This is a genomic window from Paraferrimonas haliotis (assembly GCF_002282895.1).
Taxonomy (GTDB): Bacteria; Pseudomonadota; Gammaproteobacteria; order Enterobacterales; family Shewanellaceae; genus Paraferrimonas; species Paraferrimonas haliotis.
This window is the reverse complement of sequence record NZ_NRRB01000004.1, coordinates 42,600-67,791: the sequence shown is the minus strand read 5'-3', so window position 1 is coordinate 67,791 and position 25,192 is coordinate 42,600. Positions and strand designations below refer to the sequence as shown.

Annotated in this window: 18 protein-coding genes; 11 read left to right on the top strand and 7 right to left on the bottom strand. The window is 48.9% G+C overall.

Annotated features, from left to right (window positions below; all coding sequences use genetic code 11):
• Positions 1–7: 7 nt before the first annotated feature.
• Together CLC91_RS09390 and hrpA are read right to left on the bottom strand one after the other, a co-directional pair.
• A complete protein-coding gene (locus CLC91_RS09390) occupies positions 8–1,009 on the bottom strand; it encodes an adenosine deaminase (protein ID WP_095500319.1) in 1,002 nt (333 codons plus the stop codon).
• Positions 1,010–1,063: 54 nt separating this feature from the next.
• Complete coding sequence (gene hrpA / locus CLC91_RS09385) at positions 1,064–4,966, bottom strand: ATP-dependent RNA helicase HrpA (RefSeq protein ID WP_233132607.1); 3,903 nt, start codon at positions 4,964–4,966, stop codon at positions 1,064–1,066.
• Positions 4,967–5,222: 256 nt separating this feature from the next.
• Here hrpA and CLC91_RS09380 point away from each other — a divergent pair, with 256 nt between their 5' ends.
• Together CLC91_RS09380 and tamB are read left to right on the top strand one after the other, a co-directional pair.
• Complete coding sequence (locus tag CLC91_RS09380) at positions 5,223–7,037, top strand: autotransporter assembly complex protein TamA (protein WP_095500317.1); 1,815 nt, start codon at positions 5,223–5,225, stop codon at positions 7,035–7,037.
• Positions 7,037–10,870, top strand: a complete 3,834-nt coding sequence (gene tamB, locus CLC91_RS09375) for an autotransporter assembly complex protein TamB (protein WP_095500316.1) — start codon at positions 7,037–7,039, stop codon at positions 10,868–10,870. Before CLC91_RS09380 ends, tamB begins: the two co-directional genes overlap by 1 nt.
• Positions 10,871–10,949: 79 nt before the next feature.
• Here the strand turns inward: tamB and rplY are convergent, their stop codons facing one another.
• Positions 10,950–11,237, bottom strand: coding sequence for a 50S ribosomal protein L25 (gene rplY, locus CLC91_RS09370; RefSeq protein ID WP_095499528.1), 288 nt, complete (start codon positions 11,235–11,237; stop codon positions 10,950–10,952).
• A gap of 260 nt (positions 11,238–11,497) precedes the next feature.
• On the opposite strand from rplY, the gene CLC91_RS09365 reads away from it, so the two are divergent.
• Positions 11,498–11,875, top strand: a complete 378-nt coding sequence (locus tag CLC91_RS09365) for a hemerythrin family protein (RefSeq protein WP_095499527.1) — start codon at positions 11,498–11,500, stop codon at positions 11,873–11,875.
• Here CLC91_RS09365 and msrQ read toward each other — a convergent pair.
• Complete coding sequence (msrQ, locus tag CLC91_RS09360; RefSeq protein WP_095499526.1) at positions 11,872–12,513, bottom strand: protein-methionine-sulfoxide reductase heme-binding subunit MsrQ; 642 nt, start codon at positions 12,511–12,513, stop codon at positions 11,872–11,874. The two genes, CLC91_RS09365 and msrQ, sit on opposite strands and share 4 nt — an antisense overlap.
• A 9-nt stretch (positions 12,514–12,522) precedes the next feature.
• The gene (gene msrP / locus CLC91_RS09355) at positions 12,523–13,518 is read right to left on the bottom strand and encodes a protein-methionine-sulfoxide reductase catalytic subunit MsrP (RefSeq protein ID WP_095499525.1); all 996 of its coding nucleotides are present in this window, start codon (positions 13,516–13,518) and stop codon (positions 12,523–12,525) included.
• A gap of 170 nt (positions 13,519–13,688) precedes the next feature.
• Here msrP and CLC91_RS09350 point away from each other — a divergent pair, with 170 nt between their 5' ends.
• The 6 genes from CLC91_RS09350 (at position 13,689) to CLC91_RS09325 (ending at position 21,564) form a co-directional block, all read left to right on the top strand.
• The gene (locus tag CLC91_RS09350) at positions 13,689–15,038 is read left to right on the top strand and encodes a DNA recombination protein RmuC (protein WP_095499524.1); all 1,350 of its coding nucleotides are present in this window, start codon (positions 13,689–13,691) and stop codon (positions 15,036–15,038) included.
• Between the two features lie 18 nt (positions 15,039–15,056).
• A complete protein-coding gene (locus CLC91_RS09345) occupies positions 15,057–16,976 on the top strand; it encodes a transglycosylase SLT domain-containing protein (RefSeq protein ID WP_095499523.1) in 1,920 nt (639 codons plus the stop codon).
• A 47-nt stretch (positions 16,977–17,023) separates the two neighbouring features.
• On the top strand, positions 17,024–17,923 hold the full coding sequence (locus CLC91_RS09340; protein WP_095499522.1) for an AAA family ATPase: 900 nt from the start codon (positions 17,024–17,026) through the stop codon (positions 17,921–17,923).
• Positions 17,920–18,861, top strand: a complete 942-nt coding sequence (locus tag CLC91_RS09335) for a DUF58 domain-containing protein (protein WP_095499521.1) — start codon at positions 17,920–17,922, stop codon at positions 18,859–18,861. Before CLC91_RS09340 ends, CLC91_RS09335 begins: the two co-directional genes overlap by 4 nt.
• Positions 18,858–20,840, top strand: coding sequence for a transglutaminase family protein (locus CLC91_RS09330; RefSeq protein ID WP_095499520.1), 1,983 nt, complete (start codon positions 18,858–18,860; stop codon positions 20,838–20,840). Before CLC91_RS09335 ends, CLC91_RS09330 begins: the two co-directional genes overlap by 4 nt.
• Before the next feature lie 79 nt (positions 20,841–20,919).
• On the top strand, positions 20,920–21,564 hold the full coding sequence (locus CLC91_RS09325; RefSeq protein WP_198950925.1) for a YceH family protein: 645 nt from the start codon (positions 20,920–20,922) through the stop codon (positions 21,562–21,564).
• Here CLC91_RS09325 and rlmA read toward each other — a convergent pair.
• Positions 21,561–22,370 (bottom strand): 23S rRNA (guanine(745)-N(1))-methyltransferase, encoded by an 810-nt coding sequence (gene rlmA / locus CLC91_RS09320; RefSeq protein ID WP_095499518.1) that lies wholly within the window; start codon positions 22,368–22,370, stop codon positions 21,561–21,563. The genes CLC91_RS09325 and rlmA overlap by 4 nt on opposite strands.
• A gap of 111 nt (positions 22,371–22,481) precedes the next feature.
• Between rlmA and sbcB the strand changes: the two genes are divergently transcribed.
• Both sbcB and cdd read left to right on the top strand, forming a co-directional pair.
• Complete coding sequence (sbcB, locus tag CLC91_RS09315) at positions 22,482–23,885, top strand: exodeoxyribonuclease I (RefSeq protein ID WP_095499546.1); 1,404 nt, start codon at positions 22,482–22,484, stop codon at positions 23,883–23,885.
• A gap of 24 nt (positions 23,886–23,909) precedes the next feature.
• A complete protein-coding gene (gene cdd, locus CLC91_RS09310; RefSeq protein WP_095499517.1) occupies positions 23,910–24,788 on the top strand; it encodes a cytidine deaminase in 879 nt (292 codons plus the stop codon).
• Between the two features lie 23 nt (positions 24,789–24,811).
• On the opposite strand, the gene CLC91_RS09305 is transcribed toward cdd, so the two are convergent.
• A complete protein-coding gene (locus tag CLC91_RS09305) occupies positions 24,812–25,186 on the bottom strand; it encodes a nuclear transport factor 2 family protein (protein ID WP_095499516.1) in 375 nt (124 codons plus the stop codon).
• Positions 25,187–25,192: the final 6 nt, after the last annotated feature.

Here is a 25,192-nt window from a genome sequence, read left to right as displayed (position 1 = left end):
CTCACTCCTACCTCGGGCTAACTTCTAAAATCATTTGTTTTATAGCGTGTTTTCGCTCATCGCTGGCAAAGCTGGCGTCTACCGCGTTGTGACTTAGCTGGATTAAGTTCTCACGGGTCATGGCTAAGGCATCGGCGATGGCTTCAAAATTGTCGTTCATGTATCCGCCAAAATAAGCGGGATCGTCGGAATTAACCGTTACGCAGATCCCCTTTTGCAACATAGTCAAAATATTGTGCTGAGCCATGTGCTCGAACACTTTTAATTTGGTGTTAGACAGTGGGCATACCGTCAGCGGCATTTGCTGGCTTTGCAAATAGTCCATAAGGCGTTCGTCGTCGCTGGCGCGCACTCCGTGATCGATGCGATCCACTTTCAGCAACTCTATGGAGTCCCAAATGTTTTGTGCTGGGCCCTCTTCGCCGGCGTGGGCCACCAATCGATAACCCTGAGCTTTAGCAAGCGCAAACACCCGCTCAAACTTTTGCGGCGGATGACCCATTTCAGAGGAGTCCAAGCCAACGGCTTTAATCAGCGGCTTATAGGGCTGCGCCTGATCAAGGGTATTGATGGCATCGGCTTCGTCAAGATGGCGCAAAAAGCACATAATGAGCTCGCTGCTAATGTTAAATTGCGTCAACGCCTGTTGCTGTGCCTTGTGAATGCCGTTTATTACGGTGGCAAAGTCGACGCCGCGAGCGGTGTGGGTTTGTGGATCGAACATGATTTCACAATGCACCACATTATTAGCCTGGCAGCGCTTAAAATAAGCCATGGTGAGGTCAAAGAAGTCTTGCTCGTTAAGCAGTACCTGCGCCCCTTGATAATAAAGGTCTAGAAACGATTGCAAGGAATCAAACTGATAGGCTTGTTTCAATTGCTCTACCGAAGCATAGGGCAAGCTGATGCCATTGCGTTTGGCCAGCTCAAACATGAGTTCAGGCTCAAGCGAGCCTTCAATGTGCAAATGCAACTCAACTTTCGGCAATTGTTGGATAAATCGTTTCACGGCTTTCCTTTTTGTTCAGTAGCGTTAGCGCAAGCCTAGCTGTTACCAGCGCAGTTAAAATTGGTTCAGCACCTGCATAATGCGCTTATCGGATATGGGATAGCGAGTGCCTAGATTCTGCGCAAAGCAGCTGACTCGGTATTCTTCTATCATCCAGCGCACTTCAGCAAGCTCAGTCGGCACTGGCTGACCTTTACTCAGTTTAGACAAACTGGCCTGATAGCTGTCCATCACCTTTTGTACTTTTAAGGCGTGGTTGCGATCTCGAGTCGGGTCCACTTTAAGCTTCTCTAGGCGTTTATCAATGGCGCTTAAATAGCGAATCACGTCCGCCAATCGCTGCCAACCGGTTTTTGCCACAAAGCCTTTGTACACCAGAGCTTCGTGTTGCGCTTGAATGTCCGACAGCGCGAACGCCAACTCCAGCCCAATCTTACCTTTAAGCTGTTTTCGTATTTGTTGCGATAAAGTCAGGATTTTTTCAACTTGAAGCGCAATCTCGGTAACCGTGTCATTAAGCTCGGCGCGCACTTGTTGTTGCAGCTTTTGAAACTGCGGCTCAGTTCTTACCGGCTCACCATAGTCTTCAATCAGCTTATCTACCCCACAATACACCAAATCTTCGATTAACCATTGCACCTGACCAAAGGGATTAAAGTACATGGCCAACTTGGCTTTATTGGGCAGGGTTTGCTGCAAATGCTTAAGGGGCGAAGGAATATTTAATAGCAGCAAGCGTCGTAAACCGGCTCTGTGGGCGGCATTGGCTTGTTGCTCGTCGTCAAACAGTTGAATGGAAACGGTTTTCTTGTCATCCACTAAGGCGGGATAAGCTTTTACTTCGAAGCGACCTTGTTGCTTATTATATTCCTGCTTAAGCTCGCCAAAATTCCAGTCGGTGAGCTGTTTTTTCTCGATGCCACTGTCGGCCACTTTTCTAATGGCGCCTTTCACCTGCCCTTGCATGGACAGTTTTAATTGCTCGAGGTCACGACCTTGGGCGATGACCTTACCTTTATCGTCTTCCACCTTAATATTAAGGCGTAAATGTGGGCTTAATGCCTCGTCCGAGAAGTCATCGCTGCTCACTCGTACACCGGTCATTCTCAGCAATTGCTTGCAAAGATATTCCAGCATGTCGGTTTCTGGATCCGGCTGAGTTTGCAAGATGGCGTCGGCGTAGTTAGGTGCTGGCACAAAATTGCGCCGCTGCGTTTTGGGTAGGCTTTTAATCAGCCCAATCAGCTTTTCTTGGCGCAACCCAGGCACCAGCCAATCAAAGCCAGTAGCGTCTAACTGGTTCAGCAGCGTAAGCGGTACGTGCAGCGAAACCCCATCGTCTTGCTCACCCGGCTCAAAACGATAGCTTAGCGGCAGTTTAATGCCCTGCTGTATCCATACATCGGGAAAGTCTAACTGAGAAATGTGGTCGGCATCCCGCTGCATCAGCATGTTAATGTCGAAGTGCAGCCGCTTAGGCTCAGCGCTTTGGATCTGCTTCCACCAGCGGTTAAACGAGGCCACCGAGGTGAGATTGTCCGGCAACACCTTATCGTAAAAGTCGAATAAGATTTGCTCGTCAACCAAGATGTCTCGGCGTCTAGACTTGTGCTCGAGGTTTTCCACTTGATGAATCAGCTTTTGGTTGGCTAAGAAAAAGTCTTGTTTACAGGGCCATTTAGCTTCCACCAAGGCTTGCCTGATAAAGACTTCGCGAGCCTCAACCGGGTTTATTTTCCCATACTGACATTTGCGTCGATTAACAATGGTAAGCCCATACAGCACTTGGGTTTCAAAGGCCACCACCGACTGTTGTTTTACGTCGAAATGCGGCTCAGCGTAACTGCGTTTCACTAAATGTTGGGCCAAGGGCTCAACCCATTCGGGGCTGATTTTGCCACACACCCGAGCAAACAAACGGCTGGTTTCCACCAGCTCCGCCGCCATCAACCATTTCGGTGATTTTTTGGCAAGCGCTGAGCCGGGGAACACGTAAAAGCGGCTGTTTCGTGCACCCAAATAAGCGTTGGCGTCGCGATTACGCACTCGGCTTTTGGCTTTCTTAAGCTCGCTGTCTTTTACCCCAATGTGACTGAGCATACCCGCCAAAATGGACTGATGAATGGGCTCAAAACTGCTGGGGTTAAGGGTAATTTTAGCCCCAAGCTCCTTCATTGAGGTGGACAATTGATAATAGAGATCTTGCCATTCGCGAATGCGCAGGTAGTTTAAAAACTCTTGTTTGCAGCGTTTTCTAAACTGGCTTTTGGACACTTCGTTAGAAAGTTCTTCTAAGTATTCCCACAGCTTTAAAAAGCCCGCAAAATCAGAGTCGGTGTCTTTAAAGCGGCTGTGAAACTCATCCGATTTTTGTTGAAAGTCTGCCGGGCGCTCCCGTGGATCTTGAATCGACAAAGCAGCTGCAATCACCATCACTTGATGGACACAGTCGTGCTGTCGACTTTGCAACACCATTCGCGCCAACCTTGGATCGATGGGTAAGCGCGCCAATTCTCGGCCCAGTGGCGTCATCTTAGGTTGCAGCTTGTGCTGAGTAATGGCGCCAAGCTCTTCCAGCAACCGCATGCCGTCATTAATGGTGCGCGAATCCGGTGGCTGAATGAAAGGAAAGTCGGCAATTTTACCCAAGCCAATGGACAACATTTGCAAAATAACCGAGGCCAAATTGGTTCTCAGGATTTCCGGATCGGTAAACTCAGGGCGATTGTTAAAATCGTCCTCGTCAAACAAGCGAATGCAGATACCCGGCCCTACACGGCCGCAACGCCCTTGACGCTGATTGGCGCTGGCTTGGGAAATGGCTTCAATGGGCAGCCGCTGCACTTTGGTGCGATAGCTATAACGGCTGATGCGCGCGGTACCGGTATCCACCACATAGCGAATACCGGGCACGGTTAACGAGGTTTCGGCAACGTTGGTCGACAGCACGATACGCCGCCCGCTGTGGCCTGAAAAAATCTTAGATTGCTCGGCGAAGCTCAAACGGGCGTAAAGGGGTAATATTTCGGCGTTGATGCTGTTTACTTTGGCCAAATGCTCAGCGGCATCGCGGATTTCGCGCTCGCCGTTTAAGAACACCAGAATATCGCCTGGCCCTTCTCGGCACAGTTCGCTGACCGCATCGGCAATGCCTTCCATCACGTCGCGATCCTTGCCATCGGCTTGCAACAGAGGCCGATAGCGGGTTTCTACCGGAAAGGTACGGCCCGACACTTCGATGACCGGAGCGTTATTAAAGTGTTTGGAAAAGCGCTCAACGTCAATGGTTGCCGACGTGATGATAAGCTTTAAGTCGGGGCGTTTAGGCAGTAGTTGCTTAATGTAACCGATTAAAAAGTCGATGTTTAAACTGCGCTCATGGGCCTCATCAATAATGATGGTGTCGTATTGGGTGAGCCATTTGTCTTGGGTCATCTCCGCCAACATAATGCCGTCGGTCATCAGCTTCACATAAGCGCTGTCCCCCAGTTCGTCGGCAAAACGAACTTTGTAACCAATTAAGCTGCCCATGGGGGTGTTGGTTTCTTGGGCAATGCGAGTGGCTACCGAGCGCGCCGCTAACCGTCTGGGCTGAGTGTGGCCTATGTAGCCTTTAACCCCGCGCCCCAGCTCCATGCAGATTTTGGGTAGCTGAGTGGTTTTACCGGAACCCGTTTCACCGGCAACGATCACCACCTGATGAGCTTCTATGGCGGCTTTAATGTCGTCTTTCTTTTGGGAGACCGGCAACGATTCAGGGTAGCTTAGCGGCGGCAATAACAGCGCTTTGTCGGCCATTTTAGCCGCTGATTGTTGTGCAAACTCGGTGAGCTGTTCAATGGTTTTACGGCGTTTATTGGCGTCTTTGACGCGTTTAAGCCCACCCAGTCGGCGTTTTATTTGGGCGGCGTCCACTAACGCACATTGACTCAGAAGCTCGGGGGGGATCGGTTGCAATTGCAATTCCTTAACTCACCAATCATGAAAGCTAAGATCCTAGCAAGAAAGGCGTTTTTAGACCAGTTCCGTGTCGCCTTTAACGCTGTTGCACAATAGGATGACGCAGCCGTTGCAGATAATTTGAACACTCAAACCACTATCCATCAACAAAGGCGGTTGCAGAACACTTTTCCGTAGGATTTTAACAACGATCTTGTTACATTAAAGGCTATGGAACTTTGTATAACAATAAACCATCAATCAAGTCCGTTTAATGATTTCTAGAACCGCGTTATTGCTGGCCGCATCCCTCACCTTAGTGAGCATTGCCGTTAGCGCTGATGAAAACCTTGAGGTTGTCATTAATGGAGCGAACGATGCGCTAACCGCTAACATTCGGGCCCATCTTGGGGAACTGCCTGAAGATGCTGATGAACGCTCGTCTTACTTGTTTAGTGTAAAGAGTAATATTACTAAGGCGTTTGAGTCGCTTGGGTATTATCACGCCAGTTATACCGAGTCCCTTCAAGAAAGCGAAGACGAATGGCAATTAACGCTTAATGTCACTCCAGGTGAACGCATCACCATTAAGTACATTGACTTACAAGTGCTTGGAGATGGGGTGGAAGACAGTGCTTTTAACGACTATTTGCAAAAAGCCAAGCTTACGCCAGGTCAAGGGTTAAATCACGGCCGATACGAGTCATTTAAATCGGATTTCCAATCGCTAAGTTTGTCCCGAGGCTATTTCGACGGCCGCTTCACTCGCACCGAGATTGAAGTTAATCGCGACATCAACGAAGCCATTATTCATCTCACCTACGACTCGGGGCAGCGCTATACCCTGGGCGAAGTGACTTTTATTGGCTCTCCGGTAGACGTTGACCTGCTGCAGACCCTAGTACCTTTTGAGCCGGGTGCGCCTTATAGCTCCACTGACATTAGCCAGTTAAATCGAAGCCTGCTGGAAACCGGCTATTTCGCCAACATCAAGGTGATCCCGCAAATCGATAAGGCCAGCAACCGACAAGTGCCAGTAAAAGTGGATTTAACTCAACGCCCCCACAATCACACCTTTAATGTGGGTGTGGGTGCCTCAACCGATACCGGTCCTAGAATACGGTTAACCTGGCGCACGCCGGTGATTAACCATTACGGCCATCACCAAGAAACCAGTATCGAATACTCCAACAGACCCAAGTTTCAAAGCGTATACACCATTCCTCTGACTCACGCGCTCGATGACCAACTCAAAATAAGCGCCGAGTTGCAGCGCAACAAATACGGTCTGATTCAAACCTTCGACGATCAAAGCCAAGAGTTTGAGGGCAGTAAACAACTGGAAAGTGACTATTACCGACTGGGTGTATTTCGACAAAAACGCTGGAACAATGCTTGGATTTTCTCCTACGGTATTGCCGGGTCTAAAGAAAACTACACCCAGCAAGGCGACAGCCGCGTGGGTACCTTTATTACCCCAGGCGTTACCTTGTCTCAAACCAAACGCGGCGACGCCAGCTTAGATCCCAAATCCGGTTACCGACAAAGCTATACCCTGTCTGCGGGGGACCCGGCGTTAGGCTCCGACGTTCGCATAGCCCGTCTCACGTCGAGCTTTAAGTTCATTGAAACCTTTTTCAGTAACCATCGTTTTGTTGCCAGAGCGGATTTGGGTGCCAACATTGTGGACGATAACGATTTACCCAGTGTTATCCCATCACTGCGCTTTTTCGCCGGTGGTGATAACTCCATTCGTGGCTTTAATTACAACGAACTGGGTCCGAGGGTCGACAGCGTTAATGACGACGGTGTTGCGGTAAAAGAAACCGTGGGTGGCCGTTATTTAGCGGTGGCCAGTGTCGAGTATCAGTATTATTGGAATGAGTCTTGGCGCTCGGCCTTGTTTGTCGACAGCGGTAATGCTTTTAATAATACTGACTTCACTCCGGTGACCTCCGCCGGTACCGGTATTCATTGGATCACTCCTATTGGTCCGATTAAGTTGGACGTTGGGGTTGGGGTTGCAGGCGTTGACGATAGAAAGTCTCGTCCTTGGCGCATTCACATATCAATCGGTTCGGAGTTGTAATGAAACGATTTTTTTATGCCATCGCCTTTATTCCGCTGTTTATTTTGGTGTTGCTGGCCTTGATTTTAGGCACCAGTGCCGGCGCTCGTTTAACGGTTTATTTGGCCGATGAACTGGTGGATGGCTTAACGCTCGAGTACCAATCTGGGCAACTGAACGATCGACTAACACTGTCTAAGGCGGCTTGGCAAAGCCCCGGTATCGATTTTAAAGCTAACCAGCTTACCTTGGATTGGAAACCCACCTGCTTATTTCGCACTAAGGTGTGTGTTAAAGAGCTGTCGGTTGGTCAGTTAGATTTTACCCTTGGTGACATTCCTTCCGGACCAGAGGAAGCGCCAAGCAGCGGCGATGACTCCGCCTTTGTGATGCCCATTGCCGTTGAGCTTAGCTCTGCGCGGCTGAACCAAGTTCACTTGTCTATCTTCGAGCAGCTGATTAGCTGGAAAACCCTATCCCTTAGCGCCCTAATGGACAGCAGCGGCTTAACCGTGTCGTCGTTGCTGATTGATGAGCCGAGTTATATTGCGCCGGATGCCAACAGCGAGGCGGTTGATTCGAGCAACGAGGCTGTTGCTGCCAATGACAAGGCGAACGATGGCACAGATGAGTCGGTTATTACTGATAACACAGAAACAGCGCCTGAAGCCCCTGCCGATAACGACTGGGCACTAGCGGCGCTGCCCACCATTGAAGCGCCGTTTCCCATCGAGGTTAAACAGCTGCAGTTAACTCAAGGCCATTATCAAGTGGCGGGATTGGATCATCGCTTCGCCTTGCTGGAGCTGGCGGCCAACTGGCAACACACTCAAGTGGCGGTTTCTAAATTAGTGTTGGATCATCAATGGCTAACCGCCAACGCCACCGCAGATATCACCTTAGAGCACCCTTACCCACTGAATTTAGACCTGCAAACCCAGCTGCAGGACTTTGATTTAGCGCCGGAATTTAACGGCCAAGCTGCGCATCTGATTGCCAGTGGCTCATTTGCGGATTTGAACGCTAAGCTTGATGCCGATAACTTGTATCAACTGCAACTGGATGCCAATGCGGATATAACCACCGCCACCATTCCGTTTGAGCTTGAGGCCAATGTGCAACAGCTGCATTGGCCGGTTAAAGCGCCGCAATACCAGGTTCAAGACACCTATTTATCGGCAAACGGCGATTTAAAGCAACAACAGGCTGAGCTTCAAGGCACCATTTTACTGCCGCAATTACAGTCGCTTCAGGCCGATTTAGTGGCCTCCCATAATGATGGCGTAGCTAACATCAGTAAACTGCACATCAGCAGCGCCCAAGGCTTAGTCGACGTGGTTGGGATGCTGGACTACCGAGATGGCATTAGCTGGCAAGCGTCGCTCAACGCCGATAATTTGTTACTAAAACAGGTGGATGAACGCCTGCCGGAATTCGTTAGTGGCAAACTCAGCAGCACAGGTAAGCTTGACGGCGATAATTGGCAGGTGAGCGTAACCGATACCGACCTAACCGGACAATACCAAGACATCCCTTTCGAAGTGCTGGCGGATTTAGACATAGACCAAGCGCTTAAGCCTAACATTCGGGTGCTGAACCTAACTTCTAAAGAAACCACCATTAAGGCTCAAGGCCAAGCCACTGATACCTGGGACATTAAGGCCCACTTGGAAATTGCTAAGCTTGAGAATTGGCTGGAGGGAGCAAAAGGCGCCTTTAACGCTGATATTAACGTGATTGGTGAGGCCGATAACCCGCAAATCGTAATCATTGGTAACAGCGAATCGCTGCGCTTTCAAGAGCATTACGCCAACGCCGTTGAGCTTAAAGGCTTCTACTTCCCGTTTAAGGAGCACGACTTTAGAGTGGTGCTAAGAACCGACGATCTTAATGCCGCCGGTATCAAACAAGCCAATCTGCGCTTAGGTGGTAAAGGCAACATTAAAGAGCAGTTTTTAAAGTTGAGCAGCCAAGGCGATATCAATATTCAAACCAGCTTACACACCTTAATTGAAGACAATGTCATTAAAGGGGAGCTGTTTAAAACCGGTATCGATTATTTAGTGGGTCCTTTCGTATTAGGTGAGCCGGTTAACTTTTCCTATAACTTGGATAACTCGCAAATTGCCGTCGACGCCCATTGTTGGCTGCATAAAGACGCCAAACTGTGTTTACAAGAAAACGTGGTGGTGGCCGAACAAGGTGAAGCTGCGGTGCAGCTAACCGGTGACATAGGCGCCCTGCTCGACCCACTGTTGCCGGACAACATGGACTGGCGAGGCCCTCTCACCTTAGCCGCCAATGCCAGCTGGCAAGATGGCGCAGCGCCTGAAGCAAATGCAACCCTCACCATGCCCAATGGTGACTTTAAAGTAACCCATACGGATGAAAACTCGGGCCAATCTCGCCAAGTACAACTGGATTATCAAGCGGTAGAGTTTAAGGCCAACCTAGATAAAGAAAAGGCCCAAGCCAACTTCTCCATGTTGGGTGACCAGTGGCTTGAGTTAATTGCCGCCGTTAATATTGATATTGCCAACAACAATGGCCTCAGTGGCGACATTCAGCTTAATCGGTTAACGCTTGAGAAGCTAAAGCCACTGTTCGCCGATTTCAAAGAGTTGGCCGGTGATGCTAATGCCTCAATTCAGCTCTCTGGGAACTTGTCGGATCCTAAACTCGAGGGGCATTTCCTGTTTAAAGACGGTGAAATTGCGTCGCGATTCAACCCGACTGAGCTGTCTAACATTCAATTGGACGCCGACTTTGATGGCGGCAGCTTAGATCTCGACAGCAGCTTTACTGTGGGCGAAGGCGCCGCGAGTTTGACCGCCGACTTAAGCTGGCCAGACGATAAGCTGCAAGGTGATGTGCGCTTTAGCGGCGATGAGATGAGCGTTATCTATCCGCCCATGGTGATTTTGAAAATCAGCCCCGACCTACGCCTAAGCATTAACGAAAACCTGTTTACCCTCAGTGGCGATGTGATTGTGCCCTCGGGCAAAATTGAGCTACAAACCTTGCCGGAAGGTGGCGTTGCCGTGAGTGAAGACGTGGTATTTGTCGACAGCCAAGCCCAAGAGCAAGAAGAAAAGCAAATCATTGATTTAGCGGCCGACGTTAACATTCGTATCGGGCCCAAAGTAGCCATTAGCGGTTTTGGCTTAGATGGTAAATTAGTGGGCGCTTTGAACTTCCAACAAGATCCGAAGAAGCCGCCATTGTTGTTTGGTGATGTACGCATTGCCGACGGTCGCTACAAGTTTATGGGACAAAGCTTAGACATACCCCGTGGTGAGGTGCAGTTCTCGGGCCCTGCTGATTTACCGAGCTTAAACATTGAAGCGGTTCGTTTTATTAAGTCTGAAGACGTAACCGCCGGTGTGCGCATTACCGGTACCCCGAAAAAGCCAGAGGTCAATTTCTTCTCCAACCCAACCATGGAGCAAGCGGAGATCTTGTCTTACATTGCCAATGGACGCGGCTTCAGCTCGGAAAACAGTGATGACAATTCCATGCTGGCTGCAGCCGCATTATCCATGAGTGGCAATGTTGGAGTAATCAACAATTTAAGTAACTCCGCCTCTAACTTGGCGGAAAAAATTGGCTTTAACAACGTACAAGTGGATACCAATGACGACGGTCGAGTGGCTTTAAGTGGTTATATTGGCGAGAATTTAATGGTGAAATACGGCGTTGGCGTGTTGAATGCAGAAAACCAATTAACCGCACGCTACTTCCTGTTACCTCGACTGTATTTAGAAGTGGTCAGCCAATCCATTGAGCAATCCTTAGATTTGTATTTCAGCTTCGATGTGGGTACCCCTGAGCCGGTGGTTGAGCCACAACAATAGTAAAACCACAGTCATAAAAGCGGTCATAAAAACAAAAAAGGCGCCATTAGGCGCCTTTAAAGTTTGCTCAAGCGTTTGCTTAGGCGTATACGAAGTCTAAGTGTACTAACTTAGGCTTGAACGCGTGGCGTTGGATATCTTGAACTTTAACTTTGATTTCTTTACCGTCAACTACGATGGTTAGCACTTCGGTGTAGAACTCAGACTTTTCTTGAGCGTGGAACATTTTGTCTTGCTCAAGTTCAATAGCTACTGGCTCTTGGCCTTTACCATAGATAACAGCAGGGATTTTGTTGGCGTGACGTAGGCGGCGGCTCGCACCTTTCCCGATGACTTCACGCTTTACAGCTTCAAATACGAAAGACATAGTAAATTCTCTTTAAATAATAGTTAAAAACACTAAACAGCTTGCGACCAGCCATTTAGGAGCGCGAAGTCTATCACGCACGCGGGCTTCTCACAAGCGATTTACTGAAAGCGCGATTTGTTACTGAGTTTTAACTCAAAGTTAGCGGTGTCGTTGCCACTGTGTACGCAGTTGTTCATGTGCTTTATGGATCACAATCTACACCAAAAGAGTTAGTTATAGTACGCAGCCAATGCACCTTTTAACCTTATAGGAAACCCGTGAGCTTAGATCGCATCCATGAACAGCACCAACAGCTCGAGTTATTGTCTCGACAGTTGTGTCAGCGAATAAACCGTCCTCCTTTCGATTACGAAAGTTTGGATAGCGCGATCCTTGAACTCATCCATTTATACCGCCGTCACTTCATCTACGAAGAAGTGCAAATGGCTAAGTCGGCCTACCCGGATTATCAGCAGCATAAAAAACTGCATGGACAATTTTTATCGCGTTTACAAACTGCGTTTCAGCAATGGCAAGAAACGCGTGAATACCGAGTGCTAAAACATGTTTTCTCAGATTCGCTCATTATGGATCTGGAAGCGCATTTATCGGACAGCGATCAACACTTGATTGACCATTTAAGCACTCAAGACTAGCGCACAGAGTTAACTGGGGCGGCTTTTTTTGCGCATGCTCGTCGCATGGCCTGCAGCCACTGTGACACCTTAGGCCAACGTGCCCATAGCAACAGCAAAACCGCTACCCCGTAGAAAATGGGCTCCACCACATCGCTGCGAACCGACCAGTAATAATGCCAGACAACCAAGAGTGCTAACGGGTAAACGCTGCCGTGCAAAAGCTGCCAGTTTTTGCCCATGTTTTTGCGGATGGATTTTAATGAGGTAATGGCCAAGGCAGTCACGATGACAAAAGCAATAAAGCCAATGCTAATGTAGGGGCGCTTAAGTATTTCGCTGGCTAACAGCTTAACGTCAAAAACCAGATCCAATGCTATAAAAGCACTAATATGCAACGCTGCGTAGAACATCACGTACAGGCCAACTAGGCGGCGACACTGCATCAACCAGCTCCAACCAAAACGACGGGCAATTGGGGTTATCAGCAAAGTTGCTATCAGCGCATTTAACGCTCCTTTGCCGGTGAAGTGAATGATGTATTGCACCGGGTCACCACCGGCTTTATCCAATCCTACAGCCACCACAAGCAGCACCGTCGGCGTTAATGCCAACAAGTGCATTAAGACTTTTACAGCTACTAGGCCTCTGCCCCCCATCCCTACTCCTTAGTAGTTTCGCTTTAGGTCGAGATTGCGGTACAGATGAGCCACCTGCTCGCCGTAGCCGTTATACATTTCGGTTGGAATTCGTTTTGCCGATAACAAGCCGCCTTCGCCGATGCGACGCTCTGTAGCCTGTGACCAACGAGGATGATCCACCTCTGGATTTACGTTGGCGTAAAATCCGTATTCGTGAGGCGCCAAGCGATTCCACGTTGTCGGTGGGCGCTGCTCCATTAAGCGAATGCTGACGATACTCTTAATGCTTTTAAAACCGTACTTCCAAGGCACAACCAAACGCACCGGAGCGCCATTTTGCGGTGGTAAGGTTTTGCCATACAAGCCAAGCGCTAAAAAGCTCAGTTCATTGGTGGCTTCTTCTATGGTAAGCCCCTCCACATAGGGATACTCAATACCGCCACCAAGGCGGCGATTGGATTGTCCCGGCATTTGTTGGGGGTCAAACAAGGTTTCAAAGGCCACGTACTTGGCTTTGGAATTGGGTTGCGCCTTTTTAATCACGTCCGCAAGCGAAATGCCTACCCAAGGGATGACCATGGACCAGGCTTCAACACAGCGAAGGCGGTAAATGCGCTGTTGTACTTCAAACTGGTTTCGAAGATCGTCTAAATCAAGTGTGAGCGGATTATCCACCTCGCCGCTGATACTGACGCTCCAAGGATCCACCCGCAGCGACTGCGCCCGCTGATGTGGGTCCGCCTTATCGGTACCAAATTCGTAAAAATTGTTGTGCTGAGTGACTTTATTGTATGGCGTTAGCAACTCTTTGCTTTGAAATTGCGGCGGTTGCTTAAAGTTCATTGGCTTGCCTTGAAACTCAGGCGCGCTTTTGAACAAATCAAATATGCCCGCTTGCACCTGTGATGGCAGGCCAACACCAATCGAGGTGAGCCCAAGCGCCTTGATGATGTTACGGCGATCCTTAAACACTGACTCTGGGGTCACTTGGTTATCTTTCAAATGCCAAATTTTGTTCGCCATGGCTTACCTTCTTTTACGTTTGATGGACATCCTTTGTACTCTAATAGACAGGATATAGTGCAAAAATATTTCAAATGATCTCCCCTGCCGTGCGAATTACCTAAGACACTATTGCCAAGCTTGGCGTTTCTTGAAAAACTGAAGTCATTACCTTAAGGAAGCGTGCTTTTATGCCACAACACATTGCCTTTGAGCATTTTGTAATAGCCATTAGTCTGGTTGCGCTAGTTATTATTCTTGCCTGCGTGGCTTACTTTAAACCTCGATTACGCTCAGCGCTTGCCCGTAACGCCACGCTGCAACAACAAAGTGACAAACTGGCCCATTTGCAAGGCCATACCCAAGCCATGCAAACTCAACTGCAGCAAGCCAAATACGATCTTAAAACGCTCACAGAACGTCACACTGATCTTTCTGGCGACTACCAAGCCGCCAAAGCTCAGCTTAACTGGCAACAGCAGCAGTTAGCCGAGGCCAAGCAGCAGCAAGCTCAACAAAGCCAAACCATGAAACTTGAGTTTGAGCAGCTGGCCAGTCAGCTTCTTAAAAACAATCAAAGCGAATTCAGTCGCCAAAGCAGCGAACAGGTCAATCATCTGCTAACGCCACTCAAGCAGCAATTGTCTGATTTTAAACAAGCACTGCAAAGCAACTATACCAATCAAGCCAAAGAGCAACACGCCCTTAAGCACGAAATTAACGCCTTAAAGGCGCTGAACCTGCAAATGAGCGAAGAAGCGATTAATTTAACCAGGGCACTAAAAGGCGACTCTCGCCAGCAGGGGGATTGGGGTGAAATGCTGTTAAGCCGCATTTTAGAAGATTCTGGTCTTCGCGAAGGTCATGAGTATCACACCCAAACACAGCTTAAAAACGAAGCGGGCACGGCATATAAACCGGACGTGATTGTGCATTTACCGGAACAAAAAGACGTGGTCATTGATTCTAAAGTGTCGTTAACCGCTTATGAACGCTACTACAATTGTGATGATGAAGAGCAGGCGCAACTGCATTTAAAAGCGCATATAGCTTCCATTGCCACCCACATAAAGCAATTGTCGCAAAAGGACTATCACAAACTTAATGGCGTGCACTCATTGGATTACGTATTAATGTTCGTTCCCTTAGAGCCAGCGTTTTTGTTAGCGCTTGAGCACGAGCCTAACTTAGCCAAACAAGCCTACCGGCACAACATAATGTTGGTGAGCCCCACCAATTTGATGTTAGCCCTGCGAACGATTAGCAACCTGTGGCGATTTCAGCAACAAGAGCAACACGCTCAACAGATCGCCAATCAGGCCGGCAAAATGTACGACAAATTGTGTAACTACGTGGACGATTTAGACAAGCTTGGACGAGCGCTGGACAGCGCCAACAAGTCTTTTGCCAACGCTCGTAATAAACTCATTAGCGGTCGCGGAAATTTAATTCGTCAGGCTGAACAAATGAAAGATTTAGGCGTCCAATCTAACAAGCAATTATCAAGTGAACTGCTCAAGGAAGAACAGAATGTCGACTAACACGACCTAGGAGCATTTATGAAGCAAACATCGATGCGCGCCATTCTGCTGGTGGTTACCGGGCTATTGACCCAAACCAGCGTCGCGTCACCTGCCTCACAACAACAATTTGAATCGGCCTTGAAGGCCATTAACAGTAGCCAGTTCAAAGAATATCAAAAGCTGCGTCAAGGGTTAGCCGGGTATCCGCTCACGGTATATTTGGATTTCGAGCGGGACATCAATAACGTGGCCAGCATGACCCCGGCCCAATTTGAACGCTTCGCAAAGTCATTAGAAAACACCCCTCTTCTCAATCGTGCCAGGCATCGCTATTTAATGGCAAAAGGTCAACAACGCCAATGGCAGTCGTTTTTAGAGGTGAGTCCACAAGTCCCCAATGATACCCGTTTACAGTGTTACTATTACCGCGCTCAGCTTCAAAAAGGCGATCCGCAACTGGCGTGGAAAGGCGCCGGTAAACTGTGGCTAACCGGACGCTCTCAGGTAAAAGCCTGTGACGTACTCTTTAGCGAATGGAAAAAAAGCGGGGTGCGCACCGATCAAGACGTTTGGAATCGTCTGCTGTTAAGTCTCGACAGCCGTCAAGCCGGTTTAGCTCGTTACTTAGCGTCACAACTGAGTGCTAACAAACAAGCCCTTGGCCAGCATTTGCTCGCCGTTTATAACAACCCAAAACGCATTGAAAAGCTCACAGCTAAGCTGTCCAGCGATCCTTGGTTTGAAGACATAGCCGCCCTTGCGATAAAGCGCATGGCCAGACGAAATCTTGAAACCGCGTTCGATTGGCTGGATTACTATCAAGGTGTGGGCCACTTACAGCGCGCCACCGCTTATAACCTGTCTAACCACCTGCTGCGCATTGGCTTAATTCGTCAAAATGAATCGGTTAAAGACGAGATCGATCAGCATTTATTTGCCAGCCAACAAGACAACTTAGTCGAGATTCGTTTACGTTGGGCCTTAGCAGAGCAAGATTGGCCTGCCGTCGGCCATTGGTTAGGGCAATTGTCAGAAACCGCGAAGCAAAGCGACCGCTGGCAATTTTGGCAAGCGCGTTTGTACCAGCGCCAAGGTCAGCAGCAAGCGGCCGATGCCATCTTCCAACAACTGGCTCAAAATCGCGGCTTTTATGGCTTCTTAGCGGCGGATAAACTGCACAGTCCCTATGCACTAAACGCCGCCCCCATCGATGAAGACAGCTCTAAACAGGCGCGCATTGCATCACTGGCCACCACCCAGCGAGTTCACGAGTTACTTGCCTTGGGTCGCTATGACCAAGCCCGCTCCGAGTGGCTGTACTTACTGAATACCGCCATTCAAGCGTCATTACCGCAGTTCGCTATTTATGCGGCCAATCAAGGCTGGTCAAATTTCGCTATTGAAGCCGCCATCAAGGCCAAAACTTGGGATGCCATCAGCGTCCGCTTCCCCATTGATCATCAATCTGTGTTTCAAGAATTCGCCAAGATGCGCAATCTCGACAGCGAAGACCTGTTTGCCATTGCCCGCCGCGAAAGTGCTTATAACAATGGGGCTACCTCCCATGTGGGCGCTCGCGGCTTGATGCAGCTGATGCCTGCTACCGCCAAAAGCACCGCTGCCACCATAGGCTACCGCTACCAGGGTTCGCGCCAGCTGTACGAGGTAAAGCCAAACATTCGCCTAGGCAGCGCCTATTACAAGCAACTGTTAGAGCAATTTGACAGCAACCGCATTTTAGCGGCATCCAGTTATAACGCTGGGCCCAATAAAACTCGGGCTTGGCTGCGACAAAGCCAAGGTACCTTAGACTACGCCACCTTCATTGAAACCATTCCTTATCGGGAAACTCGCGAGTACGTACAGGCGGTGTTGAGCTATCGCGCAATTTACCAAATGCTGATGAATAGACCGGGGCAATTATTAAGCGCAACAGAAAAAGCTAGGCTGTACTAAAAAAAGTGCTAACCTTAAGTAATTGTTTAGTTTTTTAGGGATAAGCTGTGCAATTACTGATTGATGCTGCGCTGGCTCAGTTAAATCGAGTCATATTAGACAAGCCCCAACACATTAAGCTCGCGCTTGCTTGCGTGTTGGCTCGAGGCCATTTACTCATAGAAGACTTACCCGGTGTTGGTAAGTCGACCCTATCCCACGCCCTTGCCCTCACCTTAGGCTTGAGCCATCAACGCGTGCAATTTACCAGCGACATGCTGCCGGCGGATTTAACCGGCTTATCGATATTCGATCAGAGCAATCAATCCTTTGTGTTTCATCCTGGGCCTTTGTTTCACCAAGTGGTCCTTGCTGATGAAATTAACCGTGCCAGCCCCAAAACCCAAAGTGCTTTGCTTGAAGCCATGTCAGAGCAAAAGGTCAGCATTGACTCCACCACCCACGATTTACCCCACCCATTTTTCGTGATAGCCAGTCAAAATCCGCTGGAGCAAAGCGGTACCTTCCCTTTGCCAGAGTCGCAGCTTGACCGCTTCATGATGCGCCTAAGCCTAGGTTATCCCAGCGTTGAGGCTGAGTTTACTATGTTGGCAAATGCTAATAATGCCGTCACTTGTGAATCGGTAATGGACGTCAACCAACTGCTAGAACTGCAAAGTATGGTGGATAATGTCAGTGTTAGTGAAGGCAACATTCGCTACATCGTGGCCTTGGTGCATCATTCTCGTCAACAAAGTGATCATCACCCATTAAGCCCACGTGCCAGTAAAGCGATTTTGTGTGCAGCCAAAGCATGGGCCTTTATTCATGGTCGTGATTATGTGATACCTGATGACGTTCAAGCGATATTTGAAGCGGTGGCACAGCATCGCTTATCTGGCCTGCGGCCGCTTTCTCAGCAACAAGGAGCCAAAGCCATATTGGCTGACGTTAATCCGCTACAATGAAGGTTCCTGCACTGTTGTTGCCCTGGTGGAACAAGCTCACCGCAACCACCAGCTCACATCAACTAAGACTTAGCCACAACAACATTTTCTTGTGGCCCAGCCGCTATGGTGTAAGTTGGCTGGTAATGGCTGCAATTTTGTTTTTATTTGGGGTGAACTACCAGCATAACCTAGTGATTGGCTTTAGCTTTTTCTTGGTATCGTTATTTGTAACCAACCTCATCTACAGCTATCGAAATTTGGCCGGATTAAGGCTGTCTGCTCAGCCCCCAAGCTACGCCTTTGCCGGTGACGAGGTTCATTTTTATATTAAGCTCGAAAGTCGTCGCCCTCGCTATGGCTTAACCCTTGCCATTCAACAACAGCAGCGCTGCCCGATTACCGACATCGAAGCAGGACATACCATTATCGAGCTTAGCCAAAGCACTCATCGGCGCGGCCTGTTAACCCCAAATCCAGTTATTATCGAAAGTCGATTTCCATTAGGCTTATGTCGTGCTCGAGCCAAGTTTTCCAGCAAAATGTCGCAAATAATTTGGGCCAAACCGGATGCCCATTTACCACAAACGCTGGCAAACCCTTTAACCAGCGTTGAGCAGCAAGACCTTACCTTTACCGAGCTCAGAAGTTATCAACGAGGTCAAAGTAAAAGTCGCATCGCTTGGAAGCAAGTTGCTCAGCAAAAAGGCTGGTACAGCAAACATTTTGACATGGAAGGCAGCAGCGATATCACCCTGGTATTGGAGCAAATGCCCGCCACGAGCTACGAGCAACGCATCGCTCAATTGAGCGGCTTAATAGAATGGCACAGTCGCGCTAGCCACAGCTTCAGCGTACAAGCGGGCGCGACTCAAATAAGCGCCAACAGCGGCGAGGCGCATCGAATTCACTGCCAAAACTTATTGGCGGCATTACCTAAAACAGCGGAGGATGCGTGAGCGCTAAGGTTGGTTGGCAAACCTTAATATGGCTGGCGGTCAGTCAGTGTCTTATTATGCTGTCGATATGGTCACACATCGATCGTTCCGCGTTACTGGTATGCCTAAGTTGCTGGGGCTGGCAAATTGCGAAAGAGCTGGGTTACCCCATTAACGCCATTAAATACCTCATTGTTGCCGTTACCTTATACCTGTGCTTTGACCGCGTGGTGCACATTCAGCAACTAGGGGTGCTGTCGGTTATGGCCTCTTTATTGGTGCTTGGCTTTTCTTTAAAACTGTTGGAGCTTAAGTATCGACGAGACATTTTTGCGTTGGTGCTGGTGGGTTGCTTTACCATTGCACTGTCGTGCCTGTTTTACAACGACACCTTGCACAACATTCAAGCGTCGGTGCTGTTTATCATCAACATTGGTGTGTCGTTAATTTTGGTTCGCCAAAGTGTTAATAACCAGCAAATTGTAAAGCAATTGGCAAAAATGGTGCTGGTGAGCTTACCCCTTACCTTACTGTTGTTTTACTTTTTTCCTCGATTGCCTCCCCTATGGAGCGTTAACCAAAACAGTCCGACAGAGATTGGATTGTCGGACTCCATGTCACCGGGCAATGTTACCAAGCTTACCCAATCTAATGAGCTGGTGTTTACCGCCCGCTTCGAGCACACCCCACCAGACAATAGCGCGTTGTATTGGCGAGCCCTAGTGTTGGAAGACTTTGACGGGGAAACCTGGCAGCAAAATCCGATGCGTAAGCGCTTAACCAATCACAATTGGAATGGTGATCGGCAACTGAATCCAGTGTTTAAACAAGGCACTCCTTTGCGTTATACCGTGACCGCATTGGGCAGCGACCAACCTTGGTTGTATGGCCTAGATAGAGTCACCCTAGACAGCAAGGAGCTGGCCGTAGCTCGCGATTATAGCATTCATAAATTTGGCCAAAGCGATAACATTCAATACCAAGCTCAATCCTTCTTAAAAGCGCCTTTAAACTCCCCCATTTCGATTTATGAACGCCGCTTAAACACGCAAGTGCCAGCAGGTAACCCGAGAACTCGAGCTTGGGTTAATGAGCTACGCGAACAAGGCCTTTCCGGGCAGCAAGTTATGGCGCAAGTAATGCAACGTTTTGCTCAGCAAAACTACCGCTATTCTCTGGAGCCACCAAAAATGTTCACCCCGCAACAAGACGACTTTTTGTTTAATAAGAAAGTGGGATTTTGCATGCATTATGCGTCGGCCATGGCAACGATAGCGCGATTATATGGCCTTCCAACTCGGGTGGTGCTTGGGTATCAAGGAGGCGTGGTTGATGCTAAACACAATACCTTAAGCGTATATCAGTACATGGCGCACGCCTGGGTTGAAGTCTGGTTAGACGAGCTAGGTTGGCAACGCTACGACCCGACCTCTGTGGTAAGCCCTACGCGCATTGGCGCTGGCTTCGATGACTATTTAGATGAGCAACTACAGCAATACAGCGATGACTATTCATTTGCATTTCGATTAAGAAACCAAGCTTGGTTTCAAGCTTTAGCGCAATGGAGCCAACAAGCGCAAGGATTATCGGATTGGTTCAGTGGCTACAACCAGCAAAAACAAACCCAATGGATGGAGCAAATGTTTGGTGACAAAGCGCAGCAAGGCCGCTCTTGGATTTTGGCCAGCGGTTTGTTGCTGATTTTAATGGTGACGGCGTGGTGGCTTGGGCTGTTTCGTAAAAGCACCACAGCTGGCGCTTATCAGCAACAATATCAATTGCTCTGCGGGCAGCTTAGGCGCTATGACATCGAGCTAAGCGATGGCGAAACACCTAAGTCACTGTTAACCAAGGTTGCCCAGCAGTATCCCCACTCTAAGAGCGCTGCTATGGCCTTTTACAAGGAATTTGAGCGCGTGGAGTTTGGCCAAGGGCCGCAGCAAATTAAACGATTGAAGTTGGCTAAACGCGCATTGCTTAAAAGCTTATCCGCTGGCTGATTGCAATACGCTGGCGACCTTTCTAAGATGGTGCTAACGCATTTTCCCTAAAGCCTTATATACGGAAACACTTATGGATATGAATCTCACCTTAAACCAAACCCGCGTCATTGGTTGCCTTATCGAAAAGTCCATTACCACGCCGGATCAATACCCGCTGTCATTGAACGCCCTCACCAATGCCTGTAATCAGAAAAGCAACCGAGATCCAGTATTGGCACTGTCAGAATCTGAAGTCCAACAAACGGTGGACGAACTCGTTAAAAAGCGCTTGGTTAATGATGTGTCCTCTTTTGGCGCTCGGGTGAGCAAGTATCAACATCGTTTTTGTAATACCGAATTTGGCGACTTGCAGTTAACTGAGCAAGAGTTGGCTATTATTTGTCTGATGTTTTTAAGAGGGCTGCAAACACCGGGCGAGTTGCGCACCCGCAGCAATCGCTTAGCCGAATTTTCCGACGTTGCTCAAGTGGAGTCCTGTCTTACCGAACTGGCGGCGCGCCAACCGGCGCTGGTGGTGAAACTGCAGCGGGAGCCAGGCAAGCGTGAAAGTCGCTATGGCCATTGCTTTAGTGGCGAGGTTAGCCAAGCGCTTGCAGAGCATACCGAGACTTCTCACAGCCCAGTGGCCGATTCCCCTTTGCTGGCGCGCGTTGATGCTCTTGAGGCAGAGGTAGCAGAGCTTAAAGCGAAACTGACCAGCTTATTAGCTTCCCAGCGCTAGCACCTTTGCTGAATTTGAATGACGAAATCCAAGCTCACGGTCAGCGGTTTGTCCATGAGCTCAGTTTTTTGCTGCTCTGATAAGCGCCACGCATAAGGCGTCATCTGCAACAGATGTTGTACCGCCTCTTTGGTCTCTATGGTTAATGACTGTTGCACTCGCGTGCTGTTAACCCTCTTAAAACCGGCAAGAGGCTCCTCATTAAGCTCATGCTCTTTTGGGTAGGGGTAAATCACTTGTTTCAGTTCAAACAAATGCCGTGGGCCGGGTACCACCGTCAGCAAGTAGCCTCCCGTTTTTAGCAAACGTTGCAGCTCTTCGAGCTTACTGGGGGCGAAAATGCGCAAAATGGCATCGAATTGCTGATCGGCAAAAGGCAATTGATAGGCGCTAGCAACGGCAAACTCCACCGACCGATAGCGCTTTGCAGCATAACGAATGGCGCTTTTCGAAATGTCGATTCCGTTGATGTTAAGCGTTGCCTGGCTGTTCGCTAAACGGCCGGTGTAATAGCCCTCACCACAACCTAAATCCAATAATGAGTTTAGCTCAGCTTGTGCCGATAGCTCGGCAACACACTGATTCACAGCATCCGATAAGCTTTGGTAATAACCGCTTTCAAGAAAGCTGCGCCGAGCTTGCATCATGGCTTTATTATCACCTGGATCTTTTGAGCTTTTGTTTTGCACCGGTAACAGATTGACGTACCCTTCTTTAGCGCAATCAAAGCTGTGATTGTTCACGCACTTCCAGATTTGCTGTTGTAGGGTAAGCTCGGCTTGGCACAGCGGGCATTGATAGCTCATGAATGTTCTCGTTAACCTTATCGTCACTGTCGGTAAAGGCGGCGTATTATAGCAGCGCTTATGGATTCCATGCTAACATAATTGCAAAGCCTGCAACGGAAGCCTGCCACTGTGCAACAACAAGCCAACCACACTTTTCTTTGGCACGATTACGAGACTTGGGGGGTTCACCCCGGTAAAGACAGACCCGCCCAATTCGCCGCCATCCGTACCGATATGGATCTCAACATTATTGGCGAGCCGATGGAATATTTTTGTAAGTTAGCGCCGGATTATTTACCCAAGCCGGAAGCCATGTTGGTAACCGGCATTACCCCTCAACAAGCCAATCAACAAGGTGACGTAGAAGCCTTATTCATCAACAAAGTACATCAACAAATGAGCCATCCCAACACTTGTGTTGTGGGCTATAACTCGATTCGGTTTGATGATGAAGTCACCCGCTATACCTTGTATCGCAATTTCTTTGACCCTTATGAGCGGGAATGGAAAGACGGTAACTCCCGTTGGGATCTGATTGACCTAGTGCGCGCCTGTTACGCCTTGCGCCCAGAAGGCATTCACTGGCCAACCGATGCCAATGGCGTACCCAGTTTTCGATTAGAATTACTTACTCAGGCCAACGGTATTGGTCATGCCAATGCCCATGATGCCGTCGCGGATGTTGTGGCCACCATAGAAATGGCTAAATTGGTTAAAAAGGCGCAACCGCGGTTATTCGATTACGCCTTAAAACTGCGCAGAAAACAAGCCGCGGCAGCGGCGTTGGACGTGTTAAACATGGCACCGGTAGTGCACATCAACAGCCGCTACGGCAGTGTTCAAGGCTGTGCCTCCATTGCTGCTCCAATGATACATCACCCTCGCAATCAAAACGGTGTGGTTATGTTGAACTTGGCCGCCGACATATCCCCTATTTTGGATTTGTCCGCTGACGAGCTAAAGCAACACTTATATACCCGTAATAGTGAGGTTAAGGTACCCATTACTCAGCTGGCGTTGAACAAATGCCCTATCGTGGCACCGGCTAACAGTTTGAGCGATGACAATGCGGAGCGTTTAGGCATTGATAAGCCGTTAGCCCGCAAAAATTACCAAGTGTTGCAACAACATAAGAACGAAATACGAGAGAAAATTGGACAGCTGTTCGAGGATGAGCGTGAGTTTGAAGCTAACCAAGATCCGGATCTCATGTTGTACAGTGGTGGCTTTTTCAGTGATGCCGATAAGTCTAAAATGAGCCTTATCCGTAATACCGAGCCTCGCAACTTAGCGGCGTTGTCGTTACAATTTGATGACTCGCGCTTGCAAGATATGCTGTTTCGCTATCGCGCTCGTAACTTCCCGGAAGGACTCAGTCACGACGAGACCTTGCGTTGGGGAGAGTTTTGTAAACAGCGTTTAAATGATCCTGACTACGTCATGAATTTGCAGCAACTTATGGAAAATGCCCGCAGCAATCCACGCAATCAAGGGCTTTTGAGTCAATTGGCTTTGTACCTACAAAGCTTGTAAATCCGATTAATAAAGGTCGTTACCATGAACGCACAAGCGTTAGCTCTAAACAACTTGCCTTTGGCGCTAGCCCAAGCGCTTGAACCCATACTGCAAAGCGGCTTTCAAGGATATTTTACCCAACAGCAAGTGCAGCAATTGTGTCAAGTTCAAGGCTGCACCAAGGCTGAGCTATTTAATTTATTGCTGCCGTTAGCAGCCAGTTACGCCCGCGCCCCCATCAGTGGTTTCCACGTCGGTGCCATTGCCGAAGATCAGCGAGGTTATGCCTTTTTCGGAGCCAATTACGAAATTCCCGGGCAGTCGTTGAATCACTCTTTGCACGCCGAACAAGCAGCCATTAATCATGCCTGGAATCATGGTGCCAGCAGCATCAAAGCCATCACCATTAACGCCACTCCCTGCGGTCATTGTCGCCAATTTATGAACGAATTGGTGGACGCCGATAAGCTTGGCATTGCCATTCCAAGCGGTGAGTTGACATTAGCGCAACTGCTGCCCCATGGCTTCAAACCTGGTGACTTAGGGGTGGCGCAACCGTTTCTCAGCCACACTCACCAGAGTCTAGACTACTTAAGCAACGACCCGCTGCTTGGCTTAGCTGTGCAATACGCTAATCGCAGTTACTCACCGTACACTAACACCCACAGCGCCATAGCAGTAAGCTGTGCTGAGCTGGGCAATTTCGCCGGTAGTTACGTTGAGAATGCGGCATTTAACCCAAGCTTAATGCCAGCACAAGCAGTGCTCAGTGAATTGGCACTTAACGGCATCAGCCCAGCAAACATTGTTCGCGCAGTATTGGTGGAAAGTCAGCATGGGGCTATTTCGCTGGCTAACGCCAGCATGGAAGCGTTGCACAGTGTCACCAATGTGCAACTGGAACATTTGATTCTGGATTAAGCCTTATACAAGCGCAGTTTACATCACTTAAACGCTTTGGTTGGTGTACCTTGATGGAACACCAACTGCCACTGTTTGTCGCGCAATCGCCAAATTGAACTGCGCAACGAATAGATAATATGGGCTTCGTTGGCACGCTGCAGGCTGGCTCGATAAATAATTTGCACCACCCCTGAGGCTAATTCTCGTACTCGAAAGCCGTGGGTTTCGACTTTCGGTGAGGTTTCGCTGGGTAGCCTTTGCATGACCTCTGTTTTACCAAAGGCTACGCCGGAACTGCCAAACTCAAAGAAATCGTCTGCCAAAAACTTATCCAACTGCATAGGATCGGCTCGCACACTGGGCTCCAGCAAGTGCAATTCGAGGTCGATCATGGATTGTTTTAATTTTTCGTTCACGGTCAA